Genomic DNA, 18,909 nt, shown 5'->3' on the forward strand with positions numbered 1-18,909 from the left:
GCGTCCACTTAACGGGGTTTAATTGTAGTTAGGCTTTAATTAATAAAACTTCACTACATCTTCAAAAGGTAAAGAAGTTTTTTCTCCTGGTTGTTCATTTGGTTCACCAAATGGCATTTGAGCTACTAGGCTCCATTCTGCAGGAATATTCCAAGTTTGTTTAACTTCTTCGTCAATAATTGGATTGTAGTGCTGAATAGATGCCCCAATCCCTTCAGTCGTTAAAGACATCCATGTTGCGTATTGTAATATAGCGCTTCCTTGATGTGACCAGAACGGGAATTGCTCTTTATAGGAAGGTGCATTTTCTTGCATTTGTTTGATTGTTGCTTGGTTCTCAAAGAATAATATTGTTCCAACACCATCTTTAAATCCTTGTAAACGCTCTACAGTAGCGACAAAACTCTCTTCTGGAACACGTGCATGCAATGTTTCCTTTACAATATCCCAAAACTTTTCATGTTCATTTTCCATTAAAACAACAACACGTCCACTTTGCATATTAAATGAAGACGGTACATGTAAACTGATTTTTAATAGCTCTTCAATTTTTTCTTGTGTAATAGCTGCGTTCTTTTTCACCTTACGGATTGAACGACGATTAATGATTGCATCTTTTAAATTAGTTGTTGCTACTGACATTTGTATTTCCTCCAAATTTTAATTAATATATGCTTTTTTACAAACAGCTTTATTTTATACACTACTGTTTCTATCTAGTGTTTACATTACCTATTTTTTTAATTGCTGGTCGATTACTTGTGCTATTCTTTCTTTACTAGCTAATCCTTGGATCATTTCATCACCAATGATTAGTGTTGGAACAGCAGTAATATTTGCTTCTTCATAAGCATGCTTTAAAGCCTCTTGATGAGCTTCACTATATTTACCTGAAAGTAATGCTTCTTTGAATTCTACTTTAGGTAGACCTACCTCATTCGCTAATTGAGTTAACACTTCTACATCCTCAATATTTTGTTCCTCTTGGAAAAACGCTGTAAAAACTCTATGATGAAATTCATTTCCTTTTCCATGTACTTTAGCGAATTGATATCCTTCAAAAGCTAAATTTGTATATGGATGTGGAGAAACACGTGGTAATCGCATATCAATCCCTAGCTTGTTAGCTGTAGGGAGAATATAGGAATCCCATGACCCTAATTTAGCAGGCTCTTTCCAAGGATCGATTTTGGGATATGGTTTTGGTCTTAATTCAAATGGCATCCACTCTACTTCAATATCCTTTTCTTTTGCAATTTCATCTAATGGCCCTTTCCCTAAAAAACAGAAAGGGCAAATAAAATCCGAATAAGCTTTTATTTTAAGCGTCATCCAATAAAACCTCACTTTCTCTTTTCCGTTGTAACCATCTCAATTACAACTCAGTCAAATAAATATGCATTCAGTGAAGAGAATGCATTTATCATGATTGTTGAATTTCTTATTGGCACCTATAGGACAATCAGGATGTGAATTTTCATGTAGATGAAATAACTTATCTTCTTCTACAACTTCCACTAAACGAAAAACCTCTAGCAATTTGATAGAATCTAAATCTTTTACTAAAGAACCTCCAGCTGTAACTATTATAGTTACAACTCAAAAAGAAGTCAACTGCTTAATAAAAAAATATTACATTACGTCAACACTAATCGACTGAATGCTAGTCCTTCTCTCATTTGAAAGTCCACCACATTAGTTGCCCTGACCAATCGGAATGACATATCCAAGCGACTTTCTAACCGTCGCTCTACTTATCCATCCATCTTCTACAGTGGTAAAAAAAAAATCCCGTCACAAACAATAATGTGACAGGATTTAAAATATATTAACCGATAGAACCTTCCATCTCGAACTTGATTAATGACTATATAAATAGGAAGAAACACAATAAAATGATTACTCTATATAGTCGATTTCGCTATTGTTTATCGAAATACTAAAAAATAGTTCGAAATGGATTTGTGGTCATTTTGTGGGTTGTCCACATTTTTAACTAATAACCTTACACATTATATGTAATTTACTAGTGTTTCACTTTATTTAAATCAATTACTCTATTGAAAAGTACATCATTCATAAATATTAGGACATCGTTATCATAACATCCTAATACATTATTATTATGTAATAGATAAAGTAACTCTATTTCCATATCATTAACTACTTGCTGCCACCAACTACCAATATCATTTGACCAAGGTGGTGGTATATTAAATATTTTTGAAAATTCCTCTAGTACATTAAATAGTTCTTTTGTCGTTTTTTTCATTTTAATGTGCCCCCTCTAAGTTGGGAGTAACATCCACTTCTAATTGTAACAATTAAATGTTACAATACAATATAGTTTAATTGGGGTGTATGTCACTCGGATTACTACCACATTTCAAGTTGCACCTTGAGATGTGGTTTTTTCTATTTGTCGCCTTTATGGTAGCACTGGAATCATTATATTGGAATGGGTTTCACGCCCAATTTGAAAATAAATGCAAGGTTATTACAATATTCGACAAAATCATACATAATTAGAGTGAAATAATCGCAACCAATTCACCACTTGGTGTTAGAATAACTTTTTTTACCATTACTCTACGTTTGCATCTGAACAATCCAAAGAAAGCAAAATTTACATCTCCTTCTTCTGCGTATGAATAAATATTTAAAAACTCACAATTAGATCTCATATGTTCAAAATAATAATTAGCTACGACGTGTAATGTCTCGATGTCCATACTTTAGTATTTGTGCATTTCACAAATTCTAATCGATGAACTATAAATATAGACCGTTTCGCTAGTTTGATGCGTTAAAAACGACACTGACAATACTTACTATTATTGATATAATTCAATTGATACAAATATATACATTAAAGGAGACTACTTTACAAATGAAGAAAAAATTAATTTTCAGCGCAGCACTTGTACTATCACTTGGATTAGCTGGATGTGGCACAGATTCAGCGAAAGAGGAAAAGCCGAAAGAAGAAACTACAACTGCATCTACTGGTGAAAAAGATGCAGCTAAAGAAGATACAACTAAAGAAGAGAAAAAAGATGCAGATAAAAAAGAAGATAATGCATATGAAGATAAAGACCTTAAAGGTATAGATACTTATTCAAAAGAATTAAACATTACTGGACAATCTGGACCATTGAAATACAATATTGAAGATGTAGTGTTAAAGAAGGCTACTCCAAAATCCGAAGAAGCTGCTAATCTATTCGATGTTCCTGTAGGGACAGAAGTAGATTTAATTACTATCTTTATGAATGGTGAAAATACATCTACTGAGGATATGAGTTTTTATCTAGGACAAGCAACGATCATTACTAATACAAAAGAACAATTAGAACCTGATATGATTCTATCCGAACATATAGAAGGTAATTATCTTGGACAAGTAAAACAAGAAGGTTATAATGTATATGTTTTAAAAAATTCCAAGGTTGAAGATTTAAAAACTATTGAAATTCGTATAGACGCACCTCTTAATTCTAATATGGATAGACAAGGTGAAGATATTACTCAAACTTTTGAAGTAAATAAGTAATTAAAATAAGCCACTCATTATTTTTCAAATGAGTGGCTTATTTTTATATAAAACTGTTCATGGCTTCTTTCGTTTCGAATGAATATGACTCATCTTCTTGTAATATCGGTTCATTTTTATCTATCCTGATTTCATTACCTGTACCGCGTTTCATATCTTCCTCAATCAACCTTTTTACATATTTACTGAAATTCCGCGGCTTATTAGTAAGTGGGTTGATTTGTTCAGCATGGGTTAACAGTGCAAGATCATGCTCATCATTAACGTTAAAGCTAACAGGCTTATTCTTCCTACCTTCATTACTCATCCAAATGCCCCTTTCGCTATTGCATAAAATCCAACAGCATTTGCAAAGACAGGATGTAAAGAAGTCACCCCATTTCCGCGCTGAATTGTTGGATTGATGATTTCTGCATTAGTGTAATGTTCTATTATATATGGTGCTATTCCTTCTGTAATACCTCCACAAATCAATATTTTGTCGTTTTTATCCCATTTTAACTTAGTTGTGTTCCTGATGATTCCTCTAGCTATCTTTTGAAGATCATTCTTATTCGCCACTGTTTCTACCCCGAAATTAAAAGTGGTACTGGCATTATTGATATGCCTTTTATCAATGATTGTAGCTGCATTCACGGTACCACTACCCACATCAATTATCCGGATTGTTCCATCACTAGGTTGTGTCCAAAATGCACCACTACCTTCTGGAGCTACAGCAACCTGTTCAATAGTTACTTTTCTACTCTTGCCATTCACTTTTACCTCGTGTTGCCCTCTTAACATCTCAATAATTGCTTCTTTTTCATCCCGTTTATGCCGTTTAATTGGTTGACCTGTTACAAAGCTCACCTTCTCTATATGCGAGCAGTATCTACTTAAGTAGCGATGTATTGCAAGTAATACTCTAATCTCTGTATCCTCATGAGCCTTACTATCTCCGTATCTGGTGCCGTCCCCAAACTCATCCTCAAATTGTGCTATAGTACCAGCAAATCCCTTTCGACCAGCTATTTCAAACTCCATATCATCTGGACCGAAGCTCTCCTCTACATCCCGCTCAAACCAATCGCAGATATTCGTTTTAAATGAATCAACACCGAATGGCCCAACTACTTTCGCTTTGTGATTCCCAGCATCAATACCCAAGATAATTCTATCCAGTACAATCCCCTTTCGTTTTGTATTACAAATGTAGTACATTTTATTGCTTTACGATCTTGATTATTACAATTGTAATAAATATTTTTATCATGGTTCTTTTACGAAAATCGGCTGCGTATACCTACATTAAGTCTAGGAATCGATTAAGTTTAGGATTAATTCCTAGGGATACGTTATTAAAAGGTACGGGGAGGAGGGAAATTTTTCGATGGGGAGCAGGAGATTAACTCGCTCAGATAAGAAAGTTGATGTGAAGCCCACTATCTCGGAGTCCTTGAAAATCACTTTGTATCGATTTGCTGAAATTTGTGATGAACATGTAAAAGATGTTGCAGAAAGGTTATGTAATACTGGGGCAGTATCGGAGATCGTCGTTGAAGATATAAGAAAATGGTTCCGGAGAGATTATCGATGGAATAACACAATTACTATGGGCTATCCAGAAAGACCAAAACTAAGAATAACAACTGAATCTAATACAGGAAAAGTGACCATTAAATTTAAAAGAAGAGACTATGATCAATTGAGCGTGTTGGCCTTCGCTCTAGATATAACACCAACCACTACTGCAGCTGTACTTATTCGTATAACGCTCGGTAATAAAAAGTTCATGCAATGGTACTTGTCAAAATACTTGTTACATCTAGACCAAATGAAGATTCGTGAGATTTATAGGTTGTTAAAATTATAAGGAGGTTATACATGGGGATCATTGATTTTGTTGGTTATACATTTAGTGGTGGGATAATCATTTTGTTTGTTATGGAGAAGTGTGAAAGGGTAGTGCGTATCATTAAGTTGATGTTTGAAGAGAAGATTGATGAAGTTGTTATGACCGTTAAAAAGATTGTCCCTAAAAAGAAAGAACATGATGAATTAGAGGTTTAATTTAAAAATGACCAGGTTCACAAATGTTTGTGATTACCTGGTCTTCGTTGTTATGCAGCTACTATATTAGCAACTTGTGCCAATTCTGCAGTTTTAATTTTATTTGCCCCATCTTTTGCGGCTTCGGCACCAGTAAATGTACCTGTTTTAACTCGCCATAACTTGCCGTCAGGCTCGATATAAGCGACCCATCCGAAACGATGTTTTAATACATCCGTTACATTTTCTGCTGCTTTATGTGTACTGTACGTGCCTGTTAAAACACGATATTTATTGTTATCTGTAATTGGCTTAGGATCCTGTGTAACACCAGCATTCTGAATCATTTTTAAGAACTCACTCCACGGAACATTGCCTGAACGGATCTCTCTAGGACAGTTCTTACCACTGTAATGATTATGCTGCACTACATCATTAATTGTAAGCTTTTCATCCTTCAAGATCTTAGCGATTAATGTAGCAGCGTTTTCTAAAGTTTTTTTATAATTACCATCACTATTTACACACGTTTCAACGTGTATACCTTCTGAGTTACCTTTAGATGTTCCTGCAGCCCAACATTTCCATTGATGTAAAAATGATTGAACAGCTTCCTTATCATCCACTGTCCAGTGCCACGAAGCATTACGACTGTTACCATTGAATTGTAGTCGAGCGTGAGCGTCTGCATCAGCTCCGGTTTTGTAGTTATCTGTACCATGTACAACAACTTTTTTCTTTGTATTACCTTTTCCATTAGTTACTTTGGCTGCCTGAGATTCAGATACTAACTTTTGACGAATTGTTACCATTATTGAACACCATCCTTTGGCTTGTCGTAATCCATTGCTTGTGTGCTATCTGAAACTCCCGATGTTGTCGGGTCGATAATAATACCAAGCAACGCTAAAACACTTAAAACAGTCTCAGAAATAGCTGTTACTTGGTCGTTATAAATAGTAATATCGACATTAAAAATGCCCGCAATTTGATTTGCGAGCACGATAAGTAATGCGATTAGTGATACCAAAAATTGTTTGTGTTGTAAGCGTACTTTCCAGTTAATTTTCATGAATGACTCCTCCTAAAAAATGTGTTTTTCCATGCGGTCCATACGACCTTCAAGTGATGTTAAACTTTTACTAATTTCTTGCATCGCTGCAGCTTGCTCACCTTGTGCTTTCGTTAATTCATCTAAATTACTAAGTAAGCGTTCTTCTCGTTGATTAGAATGCTTTAGTACATAAATAGCTAATCCGATACAAAGTATTGACCAAACCACTTGTGAGTTCGCTACCTGACTTACTGCTGTTACTGTGGATACAATATCCATACAATCACCAATCCTTTGCCCTATATGATTAAAATGTAAAGCCATGAGAAGCATCGAGAATCAGTACCACGTACCGTTGCCCATCTCGATTGCTCTCACAGCACTTAAAAAATGCATAAAAAATAACACTAAGCTTCTGCTTGCGTTTTTTGCTCATCCATTACAGTTAGTAACCCTGTATATTCATCATCTTTTAACTGATTATTAGCATAAAAGACATTTACCTTATTTAACATAGCACTCTGCTCATAGCGTTTACGCTCAATTAAAAATTTACATAATTCGTAGACTGACATTTTACATTCCTCCTAACAGATCGCTTTTTGATATTAAGTATTCGGTGTTTAAAAGTGTTTGTGCCTGCATTTCTTCTAACGTTGGTTGCGGCGAGATTGGCGGCGACTCTACGATGATTGGCGCTGTAAATTCGCCTGTTTTTGCATCGTAGTCCCAGCCTTCTTTTACTTCGGGTTTGTCTGTCACATCGACAAGTAGTACATCGTCTGGAAATGGGGGGCGTTCTTCCACTTCGTAGATATAAAACACTTTGTTTTCCTGTATTTGTGCGTAGCGTTTCATGTTGTTAGTCTCCTTTTACCATACGATTTCTATAATGCCGTTACCACCATAGCCACCATAGTTTTTAAATATACCGTTGTTCATTACACCGCCACCTCCTCCTCCAGCACCGAAACCTCCTATGTTACCTGACGTGTTTGTACCACCATAACCACCGCCACCATAGCCAGCACCGCCACCGCCACCTGTCGCATAGCCACTCACTATGAAAGCTGAGTGACCTCCCACAGCTTTTGGGGTATTCCCTCCTATGCGATAGGTTGCATAGTTTTCGTTCACAGCCATACCTAAGCCACCATATGCACCCTTACTTACAACGTTACCAGATGATACAGTACCTCCAGGAGTTATTGGGGTAGCTGAATTATTAAAAGAGCCTACCCCGCCAGACCCCCCATTACATGTGAAACCAAATGCGATTGACGCACCACCGTTACCACCATGAGAACCCTCTGTAGGTACACCCCCCAAACCTACAAACAAGTCGTAGGTTTGACCTGGAACTACTTCTATTACATGGTCAATAATAAACGCACCACCACCTCCCCCAGCGCCTGCCGCCTGGTTATTCGTATTTATATGAGCACCACCACCAGCGCCACCAGCGCCGAACATTGTTAATTTGACGAACTTTACGCCCTCGGGGGCTGTCCACGTAGCCGCACCTGGCGTTGTAAATCTCGCAAAGCCATTTACGGCTTTGTTTCCTATTGCTGCAACTTTTGTGTTTAAGTCGTTTACACCTTGTTTTATTTGGTCTGATTTTGTGTTAATTTCATCTACTCTTTGCTTAATAGCCATTTGTGTTGCTTTATCCGGTAAATATGTTTTTTCTATTTCAGCCATCCTACTCAACCTCCTGCTGAATTATATAAGGTCCTCCTGCATCGATACCAAATCCATGTCGATAAGTTTTACCGTTATCTGAATTCGTGTATTTATGAGGCATTGGATCATTGAGATGATTATCGAAATTTTGTTTTAATGTATTTACTAGCTGTTCCAATGCTGAAACATCACCATTTTCTATAAGATGATTAATAGCTAAATAGATACGATTAAAAAGCCAGTTCATATGTTGTGCAGATGGTTTCATACCCGGTTGCCATCCTGATGTTTTTAAGCTTTCAGGAGGTTCTACACCAGGGTCTAACCATACTGGTAATTCATTTTCCAATATCTTCACGCTCCTTTAAATTGGTAATTCAGTATCTTGAGAAGGTGTATATACAGCACCGAAGTAGCCGCCTATTGAGGCATCGTTTATGTCGCCTAGCCCTTTATGGTTATCGATCGAGTTTGTAATATCACCAAACTCAAATGTACCTGTAAGCTCGATTACCCCTACCTTAACTCCTGCTGCAACGGTCCTTTGTACGATACGAACAAAGTTCGTAGGGTCTAATCCTGCCTCATTCAGCTTTGTTAAAGGAAGCTCAATAACTTTGATTGCAGCTGGTTCGGGTTCTTCAGGATCGTTCCACTTTTCCTTAATTTTTATCATTTTAGGCTCAACTGATAAGGCAATGGCAAGTACTTGTATGATTGTATCGATTGTTCCATCACTTAAGTTTCTAGCGATTTTCGACTTTAATAAGATTCTATATACTTCATCGTTTGCGACACCGCGAGGCTGATTGACGTTTTGCCCTATTAAATCAAGACCAACACCTTCAGCATCGTCTATGTTTCTCCACTGCCTGATGCGGTCATTTGTAACTTTAACTTCTTCTGCTTCAGCAGCGAAAATACTCATTAATTTCGATATGTTCGAATCAGGTGTCTTGTCAAAGTAATCGGAAAATCGTTTAACAATCGATTTTGTACTAAACATTGATTGTCACCTCAATGTCATTAAAATGCGTTTGAGCTACCTCTTGTAAGCCGATAACCACGTTTGAATCATTGTAATTAATACCGTCCTTTGATACCTCAACAATTACATCTTCAATACCATCAACACTGTATGTTTTGGCGATTAAACGAGATACTATTACATCGTCACCCATGTTTAATCCAGAGTAAGCATTATTGTTAACGTCAGTGCCTCCGACATATTTGATAAGAGCTGTTTTGATTTGATTAACGCCATTAGATGTAAACGATGTATTTGTTGTTACATTTACTTTAATGAATACATTTACTTCATCAGCTCTTGTGAATCCTATTTGTTTCACATCACCACTTAAATCAAGTACATCCACATAAGTTGTTCCGAACGGTTGAATGCCTCCAGCTTTCTTTTCGTGAATTGCCTTGGCAATTTCATCATCACCACCACCTAGCACAAAAGCTTGAATGGAACGTGGTGGAGTACCATATTGATCTACTACATCTTTATAATTTTCAATTACCTTCGCCGCGCGAATACTTGGGATATTTAAAAGATTAGTACGTATTGCAGCTGTTGTAGCTGAGCCAATACCTTCAACAGTTATGTCAGATCGTTCTCTAGCTTCTGCATCAGTTTCTTTTTCGCGGCCACCATTAGTTTTCAAAAGGTTATTCACACTTAAAATGTCCGCATCAGGATTTACTATCTGAGTAATTGTATTTGCCCCTACATTACCAATAGCACCGTCATCTAACGCTACAATTTCAACAGTACCCTTACCTTCTGAATCTAGTGTTAGATCGTATAACGTTTCAAAGAAAATATCGTTATTGGTAGACACTAAAAAACCACTCCCGATGAAGTGGTTGGGTGTACCGGTTATTTCGATTTTCCCATAAGCAAAGTCAGCTAAATTACGAGTGATGCCTGCGTATGGTAATAACATATCTAACTGGACACCTTGGGCTGTCTTTCGATATGCGCTGTGGTAAACATCTTCCGTGTCCTGCCAAAGTAACGAGAAAAACCACGCCATAATGCGAATTAAAATACCGAGGAATGAACGTTCTGTAGTATTAGCATCAGCACCGAATTTTTCTTTTGCTTTAGATGACATGCTATCAACTAAATCGTTATAGGTCTTACGCTTAAAACCGTTCTTATCCAATGCCACCGACAGCCACCTCCTTGTTTATTACTGTGCCATCGATAAGTGTTACTGCAAATACGATTGTTCTAATCCTATTAGCATCGTTTATTTCAACACTATTGATCTCTTTAATTCGTTCTTCTTGCGAAAGAACACGCATAACCTCGGCTCTCGCTTCATTTTTTGTTGATTTCTCCAACACTCGTTTGAAATCAAGACCGAATTCCTCGTTTAAAAACCATTCTTTTAAGTTAGTGCCAAGTGATATAGCTATACATTGATCTACCTCTTTTTCATCTTCATCAATCTTAAAATCACCGTTTTCAAAGAGTAAATCTCCGCCTAATAGCGCTAATGTTTTCACTAAAACACCCCCACTATTACGGCATCATGAATATCGAACATTCTAGCTGTACCAGGGAAAGCATTTTTTCCGTTCATTGCTTCATCGATGGACCTTTGGTTAAAAATTACTTGCACTATATCGCCATTTCTTAAATCTGGAATCATTTCAACTGATTCTGTAAAAGTAATTACATTATGCACATGTTCACCAGTACCTGAATATTGAGCGTGTGGTGCAGTATCTGTTGTTATTGAAATCGGTGCATTGTTATGCACTTTATAACGCTGAAATATTACCGGCACATTTTCGATAGGAGCCAAGGAGCTTTCAGTTTGGCCATATTCTTTCACTTGAAATAAAGGCTGTATCTTAGCTCTTCTTTTGGTTTCATCATATGCGAGCACTTCACAAGGCATAGCAGTGTTTAAATTCATGAGTATACTTTGTTGTTGGCCATTAAAAAATTCTGTTACACTCGTCATAATATTGCCTCCACTTCTGTGTAGAACGAGTTCCCTTTACAAACGTGCTTGCCTTTTTTCACACGCACTTTGCTTTTCGTGACGATTGATTGAAGTTCGATAATCGATGCTGTATTCATCCGATGTTGTAGTAATGATTTTGCTTTGTACCCTTTCATTACTACACCTTTACGTTCAGTTTCAAAATATTCTGGTGATCCAACAAGACCAGTATCAGGACTAAGGATAAATTTATGATTATCTCCTTCCGTGATAGGCCTTATATATGTTTGTTGTCTTGATATATAAGCTGAAGCACCACAATCATTCGCAACATCCTGAATCTTCTTAAATATCTCTCCGTTAACCGAAAATCCTTTGTCATACACTTTATTTTTTGGCAATTTTAGCACAGCCACTTTTAAATTTAGAGCTTTTACTAAATCCTTGATAATAGCATCAGCCTTTATTTTTCCTTTATATGAGCGTTGGAGCGTCTTTTTAGTATTGAATGAATAAGTATCCAATACTTTGATTACTGTAGCTCTGTCGGCTCCTAATGGTGTTGTGTGGATGCTATTGATACGACCACTAAGAATTAATCCCTTGTCCTCTACATACCCAGCATTAATTGATATGACCTCACCACGTTTCAACTTATTTCTAGTTGATTCTGATAAATTGTAAATAGTGATTTCGCTGATGTTTGGCTCTAAGTCGTCATCGAACGGTACCTCAAACTCAATATCTAGGTCGGTGTTATTAAATTTTAAATTCCCTGTTACAACCTCTACATATCGTTTAAATAATTTACTCATTGCTGTTCACCAACTTTAAAAATACTGTTTTATTCAAGTTTGCAAATGTCACACGTGTTTCTTTATTTGATGGATCAATAGGAATAATAGTTGGTGCTGGGAAACGACTGTCAAACACCTCATTAAATAAAGGCATAGCATACACAATCTTTTCACCATGCACCAATACTTCTCCGTCCTTTTGTAGGTCCAGCGTGAAATAATCATGCAGCTCGTTATATCTAATTTCTATCACAAACAATTCAGCGCCCAATTCCACCTCGAAACGATAGGGAATGAGCGCTTTTTCTATTTCTATATATTCAAAGTCTAGCATTATCACACCACCCTCAATTTTGCACCGATAGGGATTTTCTTCGGATCATAACCGTTCCATTTTTGAATGTCTTGCCACTTAGTACCGTATTTTTTACCAAGAGAAGAATAAGTATCACCTTTTTTTACAACGTGATATACTTCTTTCCCCTTTTTGTTCTCAGTTTGTTTACGCCCAGCCTCGGCAACAGGTGCTGTAACTGCTTTTACTTTTGGGTCTACATAAGATGATTGAGCAATTCGAACCTCAGTTAAGGTACAACTGAAATTATGGCCGTTCATAACTTTCGAACTTGCCTTAATAGCCAATCCACTCATAAGCATATTCTTATAGATTCGACGACCTTCATAAGTGACTGGTTGACCTTTTATTTCAATGTTTTTTAACTTATTTATGAGTGATTCAACTCGCTCATTTGTTGGACGTACTAAAAGACCTGATAATTTAACAATCTCTGACTTTCGCTCAACGTGGTCCGATAAATTAATTCCTTTTTCAACTTTATGAGTAGGGGTGTCAACGTCAAAGTTGGCATCCTCACCCGTCACATGTATCAACAGACCATTAATACGTGACTTACCCACTAATTCTTCAGTCACTGACTATCCCTCCCTTGGCGTTGGCATAACACTCATTAAGTCTGCAAAGAAATCTTCGAGCTCTTCTTTGACACTGCGAGCTGTTTCTTGTGGGTTATCTGTGCCTTGTACAGTGATACTTACCGATGCACTCACTTTGTTGGAATTGGTATTTGTTGAATACGTCGTTTTATAACTTCCACTGTCGTTTCCACTTAAATCTAGTTGTGGACTACTGCCATCACCTTTTAATACACCTATATCTCGCAATGCATTTGATTGGTCAGCGGTTAAAACAGCTTCATCTTTATGCAGTTCAGCAGCATATCCGTCGAAAGGTACTCTACCTAATCCAGTTGCGTGTGAACCATTGAAGAAATTACCTACTGCACTAGCCGCACCCTTTATTTTTCCACCTACACTAGACATCCAATCCGGAACCTTGACATTAGCAAACGCGCTGACTAAATCTTTAACAGCTCCAACAACTATTTCTATCGCACCAGTAACATTGCCAAACGCTCTAACTATTGCCTCAAGGATAGGTTTTACTATCGACCACATATTAGAAATGAAATCACCAATTTTAGGAATCATAGGCGCAACGACTTCATTTATTAAAACTACGATTGTGTCACCGATTGTAGAAAGTAGACTTTTCAATGGATCAAGAATCGGTTTAACAACTGACCATACTTCAGAAATTACTGTTGCTATCATAGGCAACAAAGGAATCACTACATTTTGTATAAGAGAACTTATGATATCATATAAACTTGTGAATACCTCAACAACTATAGGAACAACCGTCATAACAATGTCTTGTATAGTAGGGAAAATAGCTATAAACGTCTCTACTAGTGCTTGTCCTAAACTCATCAGGTTGCCGAAATATTCCGCTAAAACAGGGAACAACTCCTGTGCGAGTGGACCTAATGCTGACATAAGAGTAGAGAATGCTTCGCTTAATAAAGGCATCAGTTGCTCTGCTAACGGCATAATTGCTGGCATTAATTGATCAATGAATGTTCCAGCCAATTGCGTAATCCATCCGCTAAATTCGACGAATAACGGTGCTACATTGCTCGCTATAAATCCTGTTAGTAACTGCAGACCTGACAATACCACTGAACCTAGTGGAGCAAGTGCGGTTACTACACTACCTATAACACTAAATACACTCCCGAATATGTCCATCAGCTTAGGTCCGTTTTCCACAGCGTAGTCTATAAATTGTTGGAATCCGTTAGAAGATGATAAGTTGCCGGCCCACTCACTGAAACTAGCGGTCATTGACAGCAAACCTTCCTCAATGCTTGCGCCTATTGGAGAAAATGCACCTAACATCTTGAAGATGCCACTGAACACATTCCCGAAAATATGAGCGAAATTATATATTGCTCCCGCCGCGTGAGTTTCTAACCAGGTAAAGAAATCTTTTAAACCTCCGCCAACAACAGAATTATTCATTTCGTTCATCAATTCGCCTATGACACCAGCAACAGCATCAATCGTCGGTGCTAAACCTGTTAAAATATTTTGTACCAATGACAACCCTTTTCCGAATATATCGAAAACAGGCGCTTCAAATTGCTGCACAAAACCTTTCCAAAAATCCTGGAACTTTTCTAACTCATTTCTGGCGGCTTGTTGTGAGGCGGTTAAATTGTCTGCTCCTTCTATTACTGGACCTAACGCACTCATGGCAACTGCACCAAATGCGGCTATACCTATTCCGGCAGCTAGGAATGATGCACCCAATCCACCAACTAGAACGAGTAACGGTGCTAAAATGGCAATGATTCCACCTATCGCACTAGAAACCCCCAACCCCATCATGACACCATTCATTCCAGCCATCATAAATGCGTTGCCCATTAATAACGTTGCAACACTTGCTTTCATTATGTCTGTGGTAATATCCTCAATTTCATCTTCAAGAATGTTTGCTAAAATAGAAGCTTCGGCTAGTTCGGAATTCAATCTATTGAGAGTATTATTATCTAAATCATTTACTCCTCTGTCAGCTTGTCTGAGTTCTCTTGATAAATCTTCAAACTCTTCTGCCACTTCACTAGCTCTTCTTTCGATTTCGTCTAATCCACTAGAATCAAAACCTCCTAGGGATCTCTTCACTTCATTAATAAGCTCATCAAGTTCATCTAAGGGATCATCATCGATTTCCATTCCGATTTCAACGAATAAATCACGAACGCTACTCATTTACTCGCCTCCCTTGCTTGATTGATTTTCTCAACATGAATATCGATAGCTGCATTCGCTTCACGGATTTCGTGTTGCGTCATTCGTTGTACTTCTTCGTATGACAATACTTTTTCGACTATTGGACGCCAAAAAAGCCATCTACTTTCAGCTTTTAATCGATAAATTGAGTCCTCATATTTATCGAAAAAGGAATTTAAGTGCCTCTTTCATTACTTCTGTAAACACCTTCATAGAATCAAAGTTTTCTTCGAAGTATGTGAAGTTTATCTTTTGAGGTACACCATCAACGTCAACAAAAACAACATGTTCCAAGATTTCTGCATAGAGTTCTTTGTTCGATAAATTTCCGTTTCCATCATTTGCTCGTTCTCGTAGTTCTAAAGATGATTCCAGTCCTGGATGTTGAAAAATAAATGTTTTCCCTGAAATTTCTTTTTTCTCTTGTTTGTTTTTAATAGCCATTTTGTATCTCTCCCATTCTTTTCGTTTTAAATGATTTGTAATGTGTCGTTTTTTCATTGCAAATAAAAAGAGTGAGCAAATAGCCCACTCACTCCTTCGATTTATTTAACGCCGTAATCAAACACTTTAATTACATAAACACGGCTTGATATTTCTTTACCAAACTCTTTGTCAGCTGGCTTAGTAACCATCGCTTTTGTTCCACCAACAATTTCTTTTGTTTCATTGTTTGAGTTAACCCAAGCCGTTACCATAGCACTGGTTGTTGCTAACTTGTCCATATATGATACTTGGGGCGATGTTTGGGATAGTGTAACCTCAATTGTCCCTAATCCATCACCGTTAATAGCGATGGCTACATCACCCTGGGCTCCTGAAGAAGCTACAAAATTGTCATTGTCCTTAGAACATTTGACCATTGTTCCGTCGGGAAATCCTGTTAAAATAACGCTGCCTATTACTGTTGTAACTTTACGAGCGTCATACGTTGCGATATGTCCTGACATTTAAAATCCTCCTTTATACTAAAATCTCACCATGAATGCCGGCTTCGTGAATTGCTCCTTCAAGCTCAAATCTAAACGACAGACCATTATACTTACGTGCTGCACGATCAGAAGCTAAGACTTCATTTCTACCTTTTGCTGTAATGGTATATAGATATTGACCAGCGTCGTCAGTAGCGATAATGCCGTTTTGTCCTGCAATTTCTAATACAGTACGAACAGCACTTTCGATTTGAGCAATACCACTGTCTGTGTAAGGAATTTTAGGATTAGTTGATAACAAATACTGAACTTGTTGCTCGATGTTTAATTTAACCCAATCCTTACCGTGAATAACGTCAATGTATTCTCCACTAATCATCTTGCCTTCAGACGTTTGGTCAATACCCGCCTTTGTTACATAAGCGAAAGCACCACCAGTATGAATGTCATTTAACTGTGTTGGTGTCAGGTCTTGTGGCGTTACAAATTTAAGTGTTTTAAACTTCCATGAAACTGAACCTACTGGCTGTGAACCAACTTGTCCGATTAATGCGGCATGTGGTAATTCAGCAAGTGTATTATGTTGAATAACAAAAGTTCGGTCATACTTCCCAGCTTTTAAAATCTCTAAATCAGTAGCACTATCAACTATATGAGCAGCCATTTTCAACGCCTTCGCTTCTACCACATCACTGATTTCTTTGTACTCAGTAGCTGAACCAGTGTCCAACATCACAAAGTACCAATCGTTATAAAAATAGTTTTCTAGTACCGATACTGCTGTAATTGGAGTTTGACCTGCAGTATCATAAGTTGCAATAGCTACTTTCTCAGGTCTGTTATCTCCTTGTGCAAAAATTTGTTTCGCAATCTTATAACCATCAGATGTATCGCCTATCGCCTCCTTGATACCTTCTAAATCAAGGTATTCTTTGTAGGTACTTGCACCGGCTTTATTAACTAAAATCAACGGTGTACCTAGTCCAATAAGCGCTGATGGCTTCTTAATGTCAATTGTGACTGTTACGTCTTGTAATGGCATTAAATTCCCTCCTTAATTTCAATATTTTCAATAGTTCCTGTAGCTTCAATGCTTTTGATTACATCAACTTCGAATGATTCTCGCCCTCGAACTCGTAATCGAATATCGAATCCTACACGACGTTCATAATCGACCGTTAAAAAAACATCACGGTTGTTAGCGTCAAGCACCTCTACAACTGCGATGTTTACATCTGACAATTCAATTGAACCTTTACCTAAAAAATATCCCCGTGCCTTATTGGAATAATCCTCTGCATCTTCAATTTTCCCAGCGTTGCACGTGATAGATAAAATAATTTCTACATCTTGTTCTATAGTCATTATGTTATCTTCTACGTATTCAGTGGCCTGCCCTACACCAATTGCAGGTGATATATTTTTTATAGAGAAAAAAGGATATGGAGGCTGTTTCCCCATCCCATCAGCTTGGATTACCTCAATTCCTGTGTAACGCGAGAGTCCACTTTGCAGAGGTAACCATACATCATCGTACCTAAACATTAAATCGTGTTCCCTCCTTCAGCATTTTCTCTATATCGCATGAGATAAATGTGTACGTCGGTATAGACTGATAAATCTTTAAATGACTGAATTGTGTAAGTATCACCTTTGTATTCCACTTTGGTGTCTATTTTTATTGGATCAACTACAAATAATTTCTTTTCTTTTACTGTGTACACTCCACTTTCGATGTACTTTAGATCATCATTGTTTAGTGGCAATATGATACCAGTCATTGGGACTTTTGTAGTTTTACCTGGAACCCATTTACCGTTAATGTGTTGTCCTTCTTGATCTATTAAAGCGACAAAAGGAACACTATTTTGCTCAACGACTTCTTTAAAAATCATTAATTCAGGCATTATTTCGCACCACCTTATAAGTGACACGCATTCGTAAGCCACCAGTATCAATAAGTGGATTGCTTGAACCTTTTTTAGCAATGGTAGAAGGGGCATTAGGTGGAGCATCTAAATCAGTGATTTTCTTTTGAATATCTCCTACCATACGAGCACCTAAGCGTTCAAATGACGTTTTAGGATCCATTTCGAATGCAATGACTCGTTTAATCTGCTTTTTAAAAAAGTTAAACCATTCCTCATTTTTTTCGTCAAAAGTAGTTCGTATAAAAGAACGTTCAGGTATTGTAATGGTACCTCCACCTTTTCGAATAGTGGCACCGAACTCATGGACACTTGCTATCATCACATATTCATCGCTTCCAAAAATACCAACTTCAACGGAGTATTCTTTGAGTTCTTTTAACACAGCTTTCAAACGGACAGTATTATTTTTATCCGTGATTTTTACATTGATTCTGGCCATTTACAGCACCACCAAGTTAATTGATTTCTTTGGTTTCAACTGTTCTTCTAACTCATCTAGAATTCGCTGATATTCTTGACCATATTTTGTTGCTAAAAGCCCAATATTTTTATTCGGATCACTGTATTGACGTTCGATTACATCAACCTTTTCACGAATGACTGCTTGACCTTTGCTGACACTTAAAGTTGCTAAGTGAGCAGCTAAATAACGCGTTAATCGCTCCTGATATGTTTCCATAACAGACAAAGAGGACACTTCAAGTGAAGCATCCTCAATGTACATTGTTAATCGTTCATCCGAAATCGAAGTGAATTCATCACTAAGCATGCGAATACGTTCGATTGATGTTAATAACATGTGA

30 protein-coding genes and 1 pseudogene are annotated in these 18,909 nt (G+C 37.2%); 3 read left to right on the plus strand and 28 right to left on the minus strand.

The window, feature by feature from the left end:
* Positions 1–39: 39 nt before the first annotated feature.
* From ACVWXS_RS05390 to ACVWXS_RS05405, 4 genes and pseudogenes are all read right to left on the minus strand, one after another.
* On the minus strand, positions 40–642 hold the full coding sequence (locus ACVWXS_RS05390) for a nitroreductase family protein (protein ID WP_456956688.1): 603 nt from the start codon (positions 640–642) through the stop codon (positions 40–42).
* A 90-nt stretch (positions 643–732) separates the two neighbouring features.
* Positions 733–1,332, minus strand: a complete 600-nt coding sequence (locus tag ACVWXS_RS05395; protein ID WP_456956690.1) for a DsbA family oxidoreductase — start codon at positions 1,330–1,332, stop codon at positions 733–735.
* Between the two features lie 111 nt (positions 1,333–1,443).
* Positions 1,444–1,575 (minus strand): annotated as a pseudogene (locus tag ACVWXS_RS05400) (Rrf2 family transcriptional regulator); the annotation flags it as partial.
* Between the two features lie 451 nt (positions 1,576–2,026).
* Positions 2,027–2,272 (minus strand): hypothetical protein, encoded by a 246-nt coding sequence (locus tag ACVWXS_RS05405; protein WP_456956692.1) that lies wholly within the window; start codon positions 2,270–2,272, stop codon positions 2,027–2,029.
* Between the two features lie 618 nt (positions 2,273–2,890).
* Between ACVWXS_RS05405 and ACVWXS_RS05410 the strand changes: the two genes are divergently transcribed.
* Entirely contained in the window at positions 2,891–3,553 is a 663-nt protein-coding gene (locus tag ACVWXS_RS05410; protein WP_456956694.1) for a hypothetical protein, read from the plus strand.
* Between the two features lie 43 nt (positions 3,554–3,596).
* Here ACVWXS_RS05410 and ACVWXS_RS05415 read toward each other — a convergent pair whose 3' ends face one another.
* Together ACVWXS_RS05415 and ACVWXS_RS05420 are read right to left on the minus strand one after the other, a co-directional pair.
* Complete coding sequence (locus ACVWXS_RS05415) at positions 3,597–3,860, minus strand: hypothetical protein (protein WP_456956696.1); 264 nt, start codon at positions 3,858–3,860, stop codon at positions 3,597–3,599.
* Positions 3,857–4,702, minus strand: coding sequence for a ParM/StbA family protein (locus tag ACVWXS_RS05420; RefSeq protein ID WP_456956698.1), 846 nt, complete (start codon positions 4,700–4,702; stop codon positions 3,857–3,859). The genes ACVWXS_RS05415 and ACVWXS_RS05420 overlap by 4 nt, the downstream gene beginning before the upstream one ends.
* A 223-nt stretch (positions 4,703–4,925) precedes the next feature.
* Between ACVWXS_RS05420 and ACVWXS_RS05425 the strand changes: the two genes are divergently transcribed.
* Both ACVWXS_RS05425 and ACVWXS_RS05430 read left to right on the plus strand, forming a co-directional pair.
* Positions 4,926–5,408: a hypothetical protein gene (locus tag ACVWXS_RS05425; RefSeq protein ID WP_456956700.1), complete on the plus strand. Its 483-nt coding sequence runs from the start codon at positions 4,926–4,928 to the stop codon at positions 5,406–5,408.
* An 11-nt stretch (positions 5,409–5,419) separates the two neighbouring features.
* Positions 5,420–5,605, plus strand: a complete 186-nt coding sequence (locus ACVWXS_RS05430) for a hypothetical protein (protein ID WP_456956702.1) — start codon at positions 5,420–5,422, stop codon at positions 5,603–5,605.
* A gap of 50 nt (positions 5,606–5,655) precedes the next feature.
* Here ACVWXS_RS05430 and ACVWXS_RS05435 read toward each other — a convergent pair whose 3' ends face one another.
* The 22 genes from ACVWXS_RS05435 to ACVWXS_RS05540 form a co-directional block, all read right to left on the minus strand.
* Complete coding sequence (locus ACVWXS_RS05435) at positions 5,656–6,396, minus strand: N-acetylmuramoyl-L-alanine amidase (RefSeq protein WP_456956704.1); 741 nt, start codon at positions 6,394–6,396, stop codon at positions 5,656–5,658.
* Positions 6,396–6,656, minus strand: coding sequence for a phage holin (locus ACVWXS_RS05440; protein ID WP_456956706.1), 261 nt, complete (start codon positions 6,654–6,656; stop codon positions 6,396–6,398). The genes ACVWXS_RS05435 and ACVWXS_RS05440 overlap by 1 nt, the downstream gene beginning before the upstream one ends.
* A gap of 12 nt (positions 6,657–6,668) precedes the next feature.
* Complete coding sequence (locus ACVWXS_RS05445) at positions 6,669–6,917, minus strand: BhlA/UviB family holin-like peptide (RefSeq protein ID WP_456956708.1); 249 nt, start codon at positions 6,915–6,917, stop codon at positions 6,669–6,671.
* Between the two features lie 128 nt (positions 6,918–7,045).
* The gene (locus ACVWXS_RS05450; RefSeq protein WP_456956710.1) at positions 7,046–7,213 is read right to left on the minus strand and encodes a hypothetical protein; all 168 of its coding nucleotides are present in this window, start codon (positions 7,211–7,213) and stop codon (positions 7,046–7,048) included.
* Position 7,214: 1 nt separating this feature from the next.
* Entirely contained in the window at positions 7,215–7,496 is a 282-nt protein-coding gene (locus ACVWXS_RS05455; RefSeq protein ID WP_456956712.1) for a hypothetical protein, read from the minus strand.
* A 15-nt stretch (positions 7,497–7,511) separates the two neighbouring features.
* Positions 7,512–8,342 carry a glycine-rich domain-containing protein gene (locus tag ACVWXS_RS05460; protein WP_456956714.1) on the minus strand — a complete coding sequence of 277 codons (831 nt, stop codon included), beginning with the start codon at positions 8,340–8,342 and terminating at the stop codon, positions 7,512–7,514.
* A gap of 1 nt (position 8,343) precedes the next feature.
* Positions 8,344–8,673, minus strand: a complete 330-nt coding sequence (locus tag ACVWXS_RS05465) for a hypothetical protein (protein ID WP_456956716.1) — start codon at positions 8,671–8,673, stop codon at positions 8,344–8,346.
* Between the two features lie 15 nt (positions 8,674–8,688).
* Positions 8,689–9,330, minus strand: a complete 642-nt coding sequence (locus tag ACVWXS_RS05470) for a hypothetical protein (protein ID WP_456956718.1) — start codon at positions 9,328–9,330, stop codon at positions 8,689–8,691.
* Positions 9,323–10,504 (minus strand): baseplate J/gp47 family protein, encoded by a 1,182-nt coding sequence (locus ACVWXS_RS05475; RefSeq protein WP_456956720.1) that lies wholly within the window; start codon positions 10,502–10,504, stop codon positions 9,323–9,325. The genes ACVWXS_RS05470 and ACVWXS_RS05475 overlap by 8 nt, the downstream gene beginning before the upstream one ends.
* A complete protein-coding gene (locus tag ACVWXS_RS05480; protein WP_456956722.1) occupies positions 10,491–10,844 on the minus strand; it encodes a DUF2634 domain-containing protein in 354 nt (117 codons plus the stop codon). Before ACVWXS_RS05480 ends, ACVWXS_RS05475 begins: the two co-directional genes overlap by 14 nt.
* The gene (locus ACVWXS_RS05485; protein WP_456956724.1) at positions 10,844–11,308 is read right to left on the minus strand and encodes a hypothetical protein; all 465 of its coding nucleotides are present in this window, start codon (positions 11,306–11,308) and stop codon (positions 10,844–10,846) included. Before ACVWXS_RS05485 ends, ACVWXS_RS05480 begins: the two co-directional genes overlap by 1 nt.
* A complete protein-coding gene (locus ACVWXS_RS05490) occupies positions 11,305–12,105 on the minus strand; it encodes a phage protein (RefSeq protein WP_456956726.1) in 801 nt (266 codons plus the stop codon). Before ACVWXS_RS05490 ends, ACVWXS_RS05485 begins: the two co-directional genes overlap by 4 nt.
* The gene (locus ACVWXS_RS05495) at positions 12,098–12,421 is read right to left on the minus strand and encodes a phage baseplate plug family protein (RefSeq protein WP_456956728.1); all 324 of its coding nucleotides are present in this window, start codon (positions 12,419–12,421) and stop codon (positions 12,098–12,100) included. The genes ACVWXS_RS05490 and ACVWXS_RS05495 overlap by 8 nt, the downstream gene beginning before the upstream one ends.
* A 2-nt stretch (positions 12,422–12,423) precedes the next feature.
* On the minus strand, positions 12,424–13,020 hold the full coding sequence (locus ACVWXS_RS05500) for a LysM peptidoglycan-binding domain-containing protein (RefSeq protein ID WP_456956730.1): 597 nt from the start codon (positions 13,018–13,020) through the stop codon (positions 12,424–12,426).
* Between the two features lie 3 nt (positions 13,021–13,023).
* A complete protein-coding gene (locus ACVWXS_RS05505) occupies positions 13,024–15,222 on the minus strand; it encodes a hypothetical protein (RefSeq protein ID WP_456956732.1) in 2,199 nt (732 codons plus the stop codon).
* 180 nt (positions 15,223–15,402) lie between these two features.
* Positions 15,403–15,687: a hypothetical protein gene (locus ACVWXS_RS05510; RefSeq protein WP_456956734.1), complete on the minus strand. Its 285-nt coding sequence runs from the start codon at positions 15,685–15,687 to the stop codon at positions 15,403–15,405.
* Between the two features lie 101 nt (positions 15,688–15,788).
* A complete protein-coding gene (locus ACVWXS_RS05515) occupies positions 15,789–16,193 on the minus strand; it encodes a phage structural protein (protein ID WP_456956736.1) in 405 nt (134 codons plus the stop codon).
* A gap of 13 nt (positions 16,194–16,206) precedes the next feature.
* Positions 16,207–17,217 (minus strand): DUF3383 family protein, encoded by a 1,011-nt coding sequence (locus ACVWXS_RS05520; protein ID WP_456956738.1) that lies wholly within the window; start codon positions 17,215–17,217, stop codon positions 16,207–16,209.
* Positions 17,217–17,720 carry a phage neck terminator protein gene (locus ACVWXS_RS05525; protein WP_456956740.1) on the minus strand — a complete coding sequence of 168 codons (504 nt, stop codon included), beginning with the start codon at positions 17,718–17,720 and terminating at the stop codon, positions 17,217–17,219. The genes ACVWXS_RS05520 and ACVWXS_RS05525 overlap by 1 nt, the downstream gene beginning before the upstream one ends.
* A complete protein-coding gene (locus tag ACVWXS_RS05530; RefSeq protein ID WP_456956742.1) occupies positions 17,720–18,082 on the minus strand; it encodes a hypothetical protein in 363 nt (120 codons plus the stop codon). Before ACVWXS_RS05530 ends, ACVWXS_RS05525 begins: the two co-directional genes overlap by 1 nt.
* Positions 18,075–18,545: a hypothetical protein gene (locus tag ACVWXS_RS05535; RefSeq protein ID WP_456956744.1), complete on the minus strand. Its 471-nt coding sequence runs from the start codon at positions 18,543–18,545 to the stop codon at positions 18,075–18,077. Before ACVWXS_RS05535 ends, ACVWXS_RS05530 begins: the two co-directional genes overlap by 8 nt.
* Entirely contained in the window at positions 18,546–18,905 is a 360-nt protein-coding gene (locus ACVWXS_RS05540) for a DUF4054 domain-containing protein (protein WP_456956746.1), read from the minus strand.
* Between the last annotated feature and the right edge of the window lie 4 nt (positions 18,906–18,909).

Source organism: Lysinibacillus sp. TE18511 (genome assembly GCF_054062295.1).

What these genes read in the sequence shown, in the direction of transcription:
- ACVWXS_RS05490 (WP_456956726.1), bottom strand. Translation starts at nt 12,105, where the DNA reads ATGAGTAAATTATTTAAACGATATGTAGAGGTTGTAACAGGGAATTTA.
- ACVWXS_RS05450 (WP_456956710.1), bottom strand. Translation starts at nt 7,213, where the DNA reads ATGTCAGTCTACGAATTATGTAAATTTTTAATTGAGCGTAAACGCTAT.
- ACVWXS_RS05470 (WP_456956718.1), bottom strand. Translation starts at nt 9,330, where the DNA reads ATGTTTAGTACAAAATCGATTGTTAAACGATTTTCCGATTACTTTGAC.
- ACVWXS_RS05535 (WP_456956744.1), bottom strand. Translation starts at nt 18,545, where the DNA reads ATGGCCAGAATCAATGTAAAAATCACGGATAAAAATAATACTGTCCGT.
- ACVWXS_RS05495 (WP_456956728.1), bottom strand. Translation starts at nt 12,421, where the DNA reads ATGCTAGACTTTGAATATATAGAAATAGAAAAAGCGCTCATTCCCTAT.
- ACVWXS_RS05515 (WP_456956736.1), bottom strand. Translation starts at nt 16,193, where the DNA reads ATGTCAGGACATATCGCAACGTATGACGCTCGTAAAGTTACAACAGTA.
- ACVWXS_RS05525 (WP_456956740.1), bottom strand. Translation starts at nt 17,720, where the DNA reads ATGTTTAGGTACGATGATGTATGGTTACCTCTGCAAAGTGGACTCTCG.
- ACVWXS_RS05510 (WP_456956734.1), bottom strand. Translation starts at nt 15,687, where the DNA reads ATGGCTATTAAAAACAAACAAGAGAAAAAAGAAATTTCAGGGAAAACA.
- ACVWXS_RS05485 (WP_456956724.1), bottom strand. Translation starts at nt 11,308, where the DNA reads ATGACGAGTGTAACAGAATTTTTTAATGGCCAACAACAAAGTATACTC.
- ACVWXS_RS05520 (WP_456956738.1), bottom strand. Translation starts at nt 17,217, where the DNA reads ATGCCATTACAAGACGTAACAGTCACAATTGACATTAAGAAGCCATCA.
- ACVWXS_RS05460 (WP_456956714.1), bottom strand. Translation starts at nt 8,342, where the DNA reads ATGGCTGAAATAGAAAAAACATATTTACCGGATAAAGCAACACAAATG.
- ACVWXS_RS05405 (WP_456956692.1), bottom strand. Translation starts at nt 2,272, where the DNA reads ATGAAAAAAACGACAAAAGAACTATTTAATGTACTAGAGGAATTTTCA.
- ACVWXS_RS05425 (WP_456956700.1), top strand. Translation starts at nt 4,926, where the DNA reads ATGGGGAGCAGGAGATTAACTCGCTCAGATAAGAAAGTTGATGTGAAG.
- ACVWXS_RS05415 (WP_456956696.1), bottom strand. Translation starts at nt 3,860, where the DNA reads ATGAGTAATGAAGGTAGGAAGAATAAGCCTGTTAGCTTTAACGTTAAT.
- ACVWXS_RS05390 (WP_456956688.1), bottom strand. Translation starts at nt 642, where the DNA reads ATGTCAGTAGCAACAACTAATTTAAAAGATGCAATCATTAATCGTCGT.
- ACVWXS_RS05410 (WP_456956694.1), top strand. Translation starts at nt 2,891, where the DNA reads ATGAAGAAAAAATTAATTTTCAGCGCAGCACTTGTACTATCACTTGGA.
- ACVWXS_RS05435 (WP_456956704.1), bottom strand. Translation starts at nt 6,396, where the DNA reads ATGGTAACAATTCGTCAAAAGTTAGTATCTGAATCTCAGGCAGCCAAA.
- ACVWXS_RS05540 (WP_456956746.1), bottom strand. Translation starts at nt 18,905, where the DNA reads ATGTTATTAACATCAATCGAACGTATTCGCATGCTTAGTGATGAATTC.
- ACVWXS_RS05455 (WP_456956712.1), bottom strand. Translation starts at nt 7,496, where the DNA reads ATGAAACGCTACGCACAAATACAGGAAAACAAAGTGTTTTATATCTAC.
- ACVWXS_RS05440 (WP_456956706.1), bottom strand. Translation starts at nt 6,656, where the DNA reads ATGAAAATTAACTGGAAAGTACGCTTACAACACAAACAATTTTTGGTA.
- ACVWXS_RS05395 (WP_456956690.1), bottom strand. Translation starts at nt 1,332, where the DNA reads ATGACGCTTAAAATAAAAGCTTATTCGGATTTTATTTGCCCTTTCTGT.
- ACVWXS_RS05530 (WP_456956742.1), bottom strand. Translation starts at nt 18,082, where the DNA reads ATGCCTGAATTAATGATTTTTAAAGAAGTCGTTGAGCAAAATAGTGTT.
- ACVWXS_RS05430 (WP_456956702.1), top strand. Translation starts at nt 5,420, where the DNA reads ATGGGGATCATTGATTTTGTTGGTTATACATTTAGTGGTGGGATAATC.
- ACVWXS_RS05505 (WP_456956732.1), bottom strand. Translation starts at nt 15,222, where the DNA reads ATGAGTAGCGTTCGTGATTTATTCGTTGAAATCGGAATGGAAATCGAT.
- ACVWXS_RS05445 (WP_456956708.1), bottom strand. Translation starts at nt 6,917, where the DNA reads ATGGATATTGTATCCACAGTAACAGCAGTAAGTCAGGTAGCGAACTCA.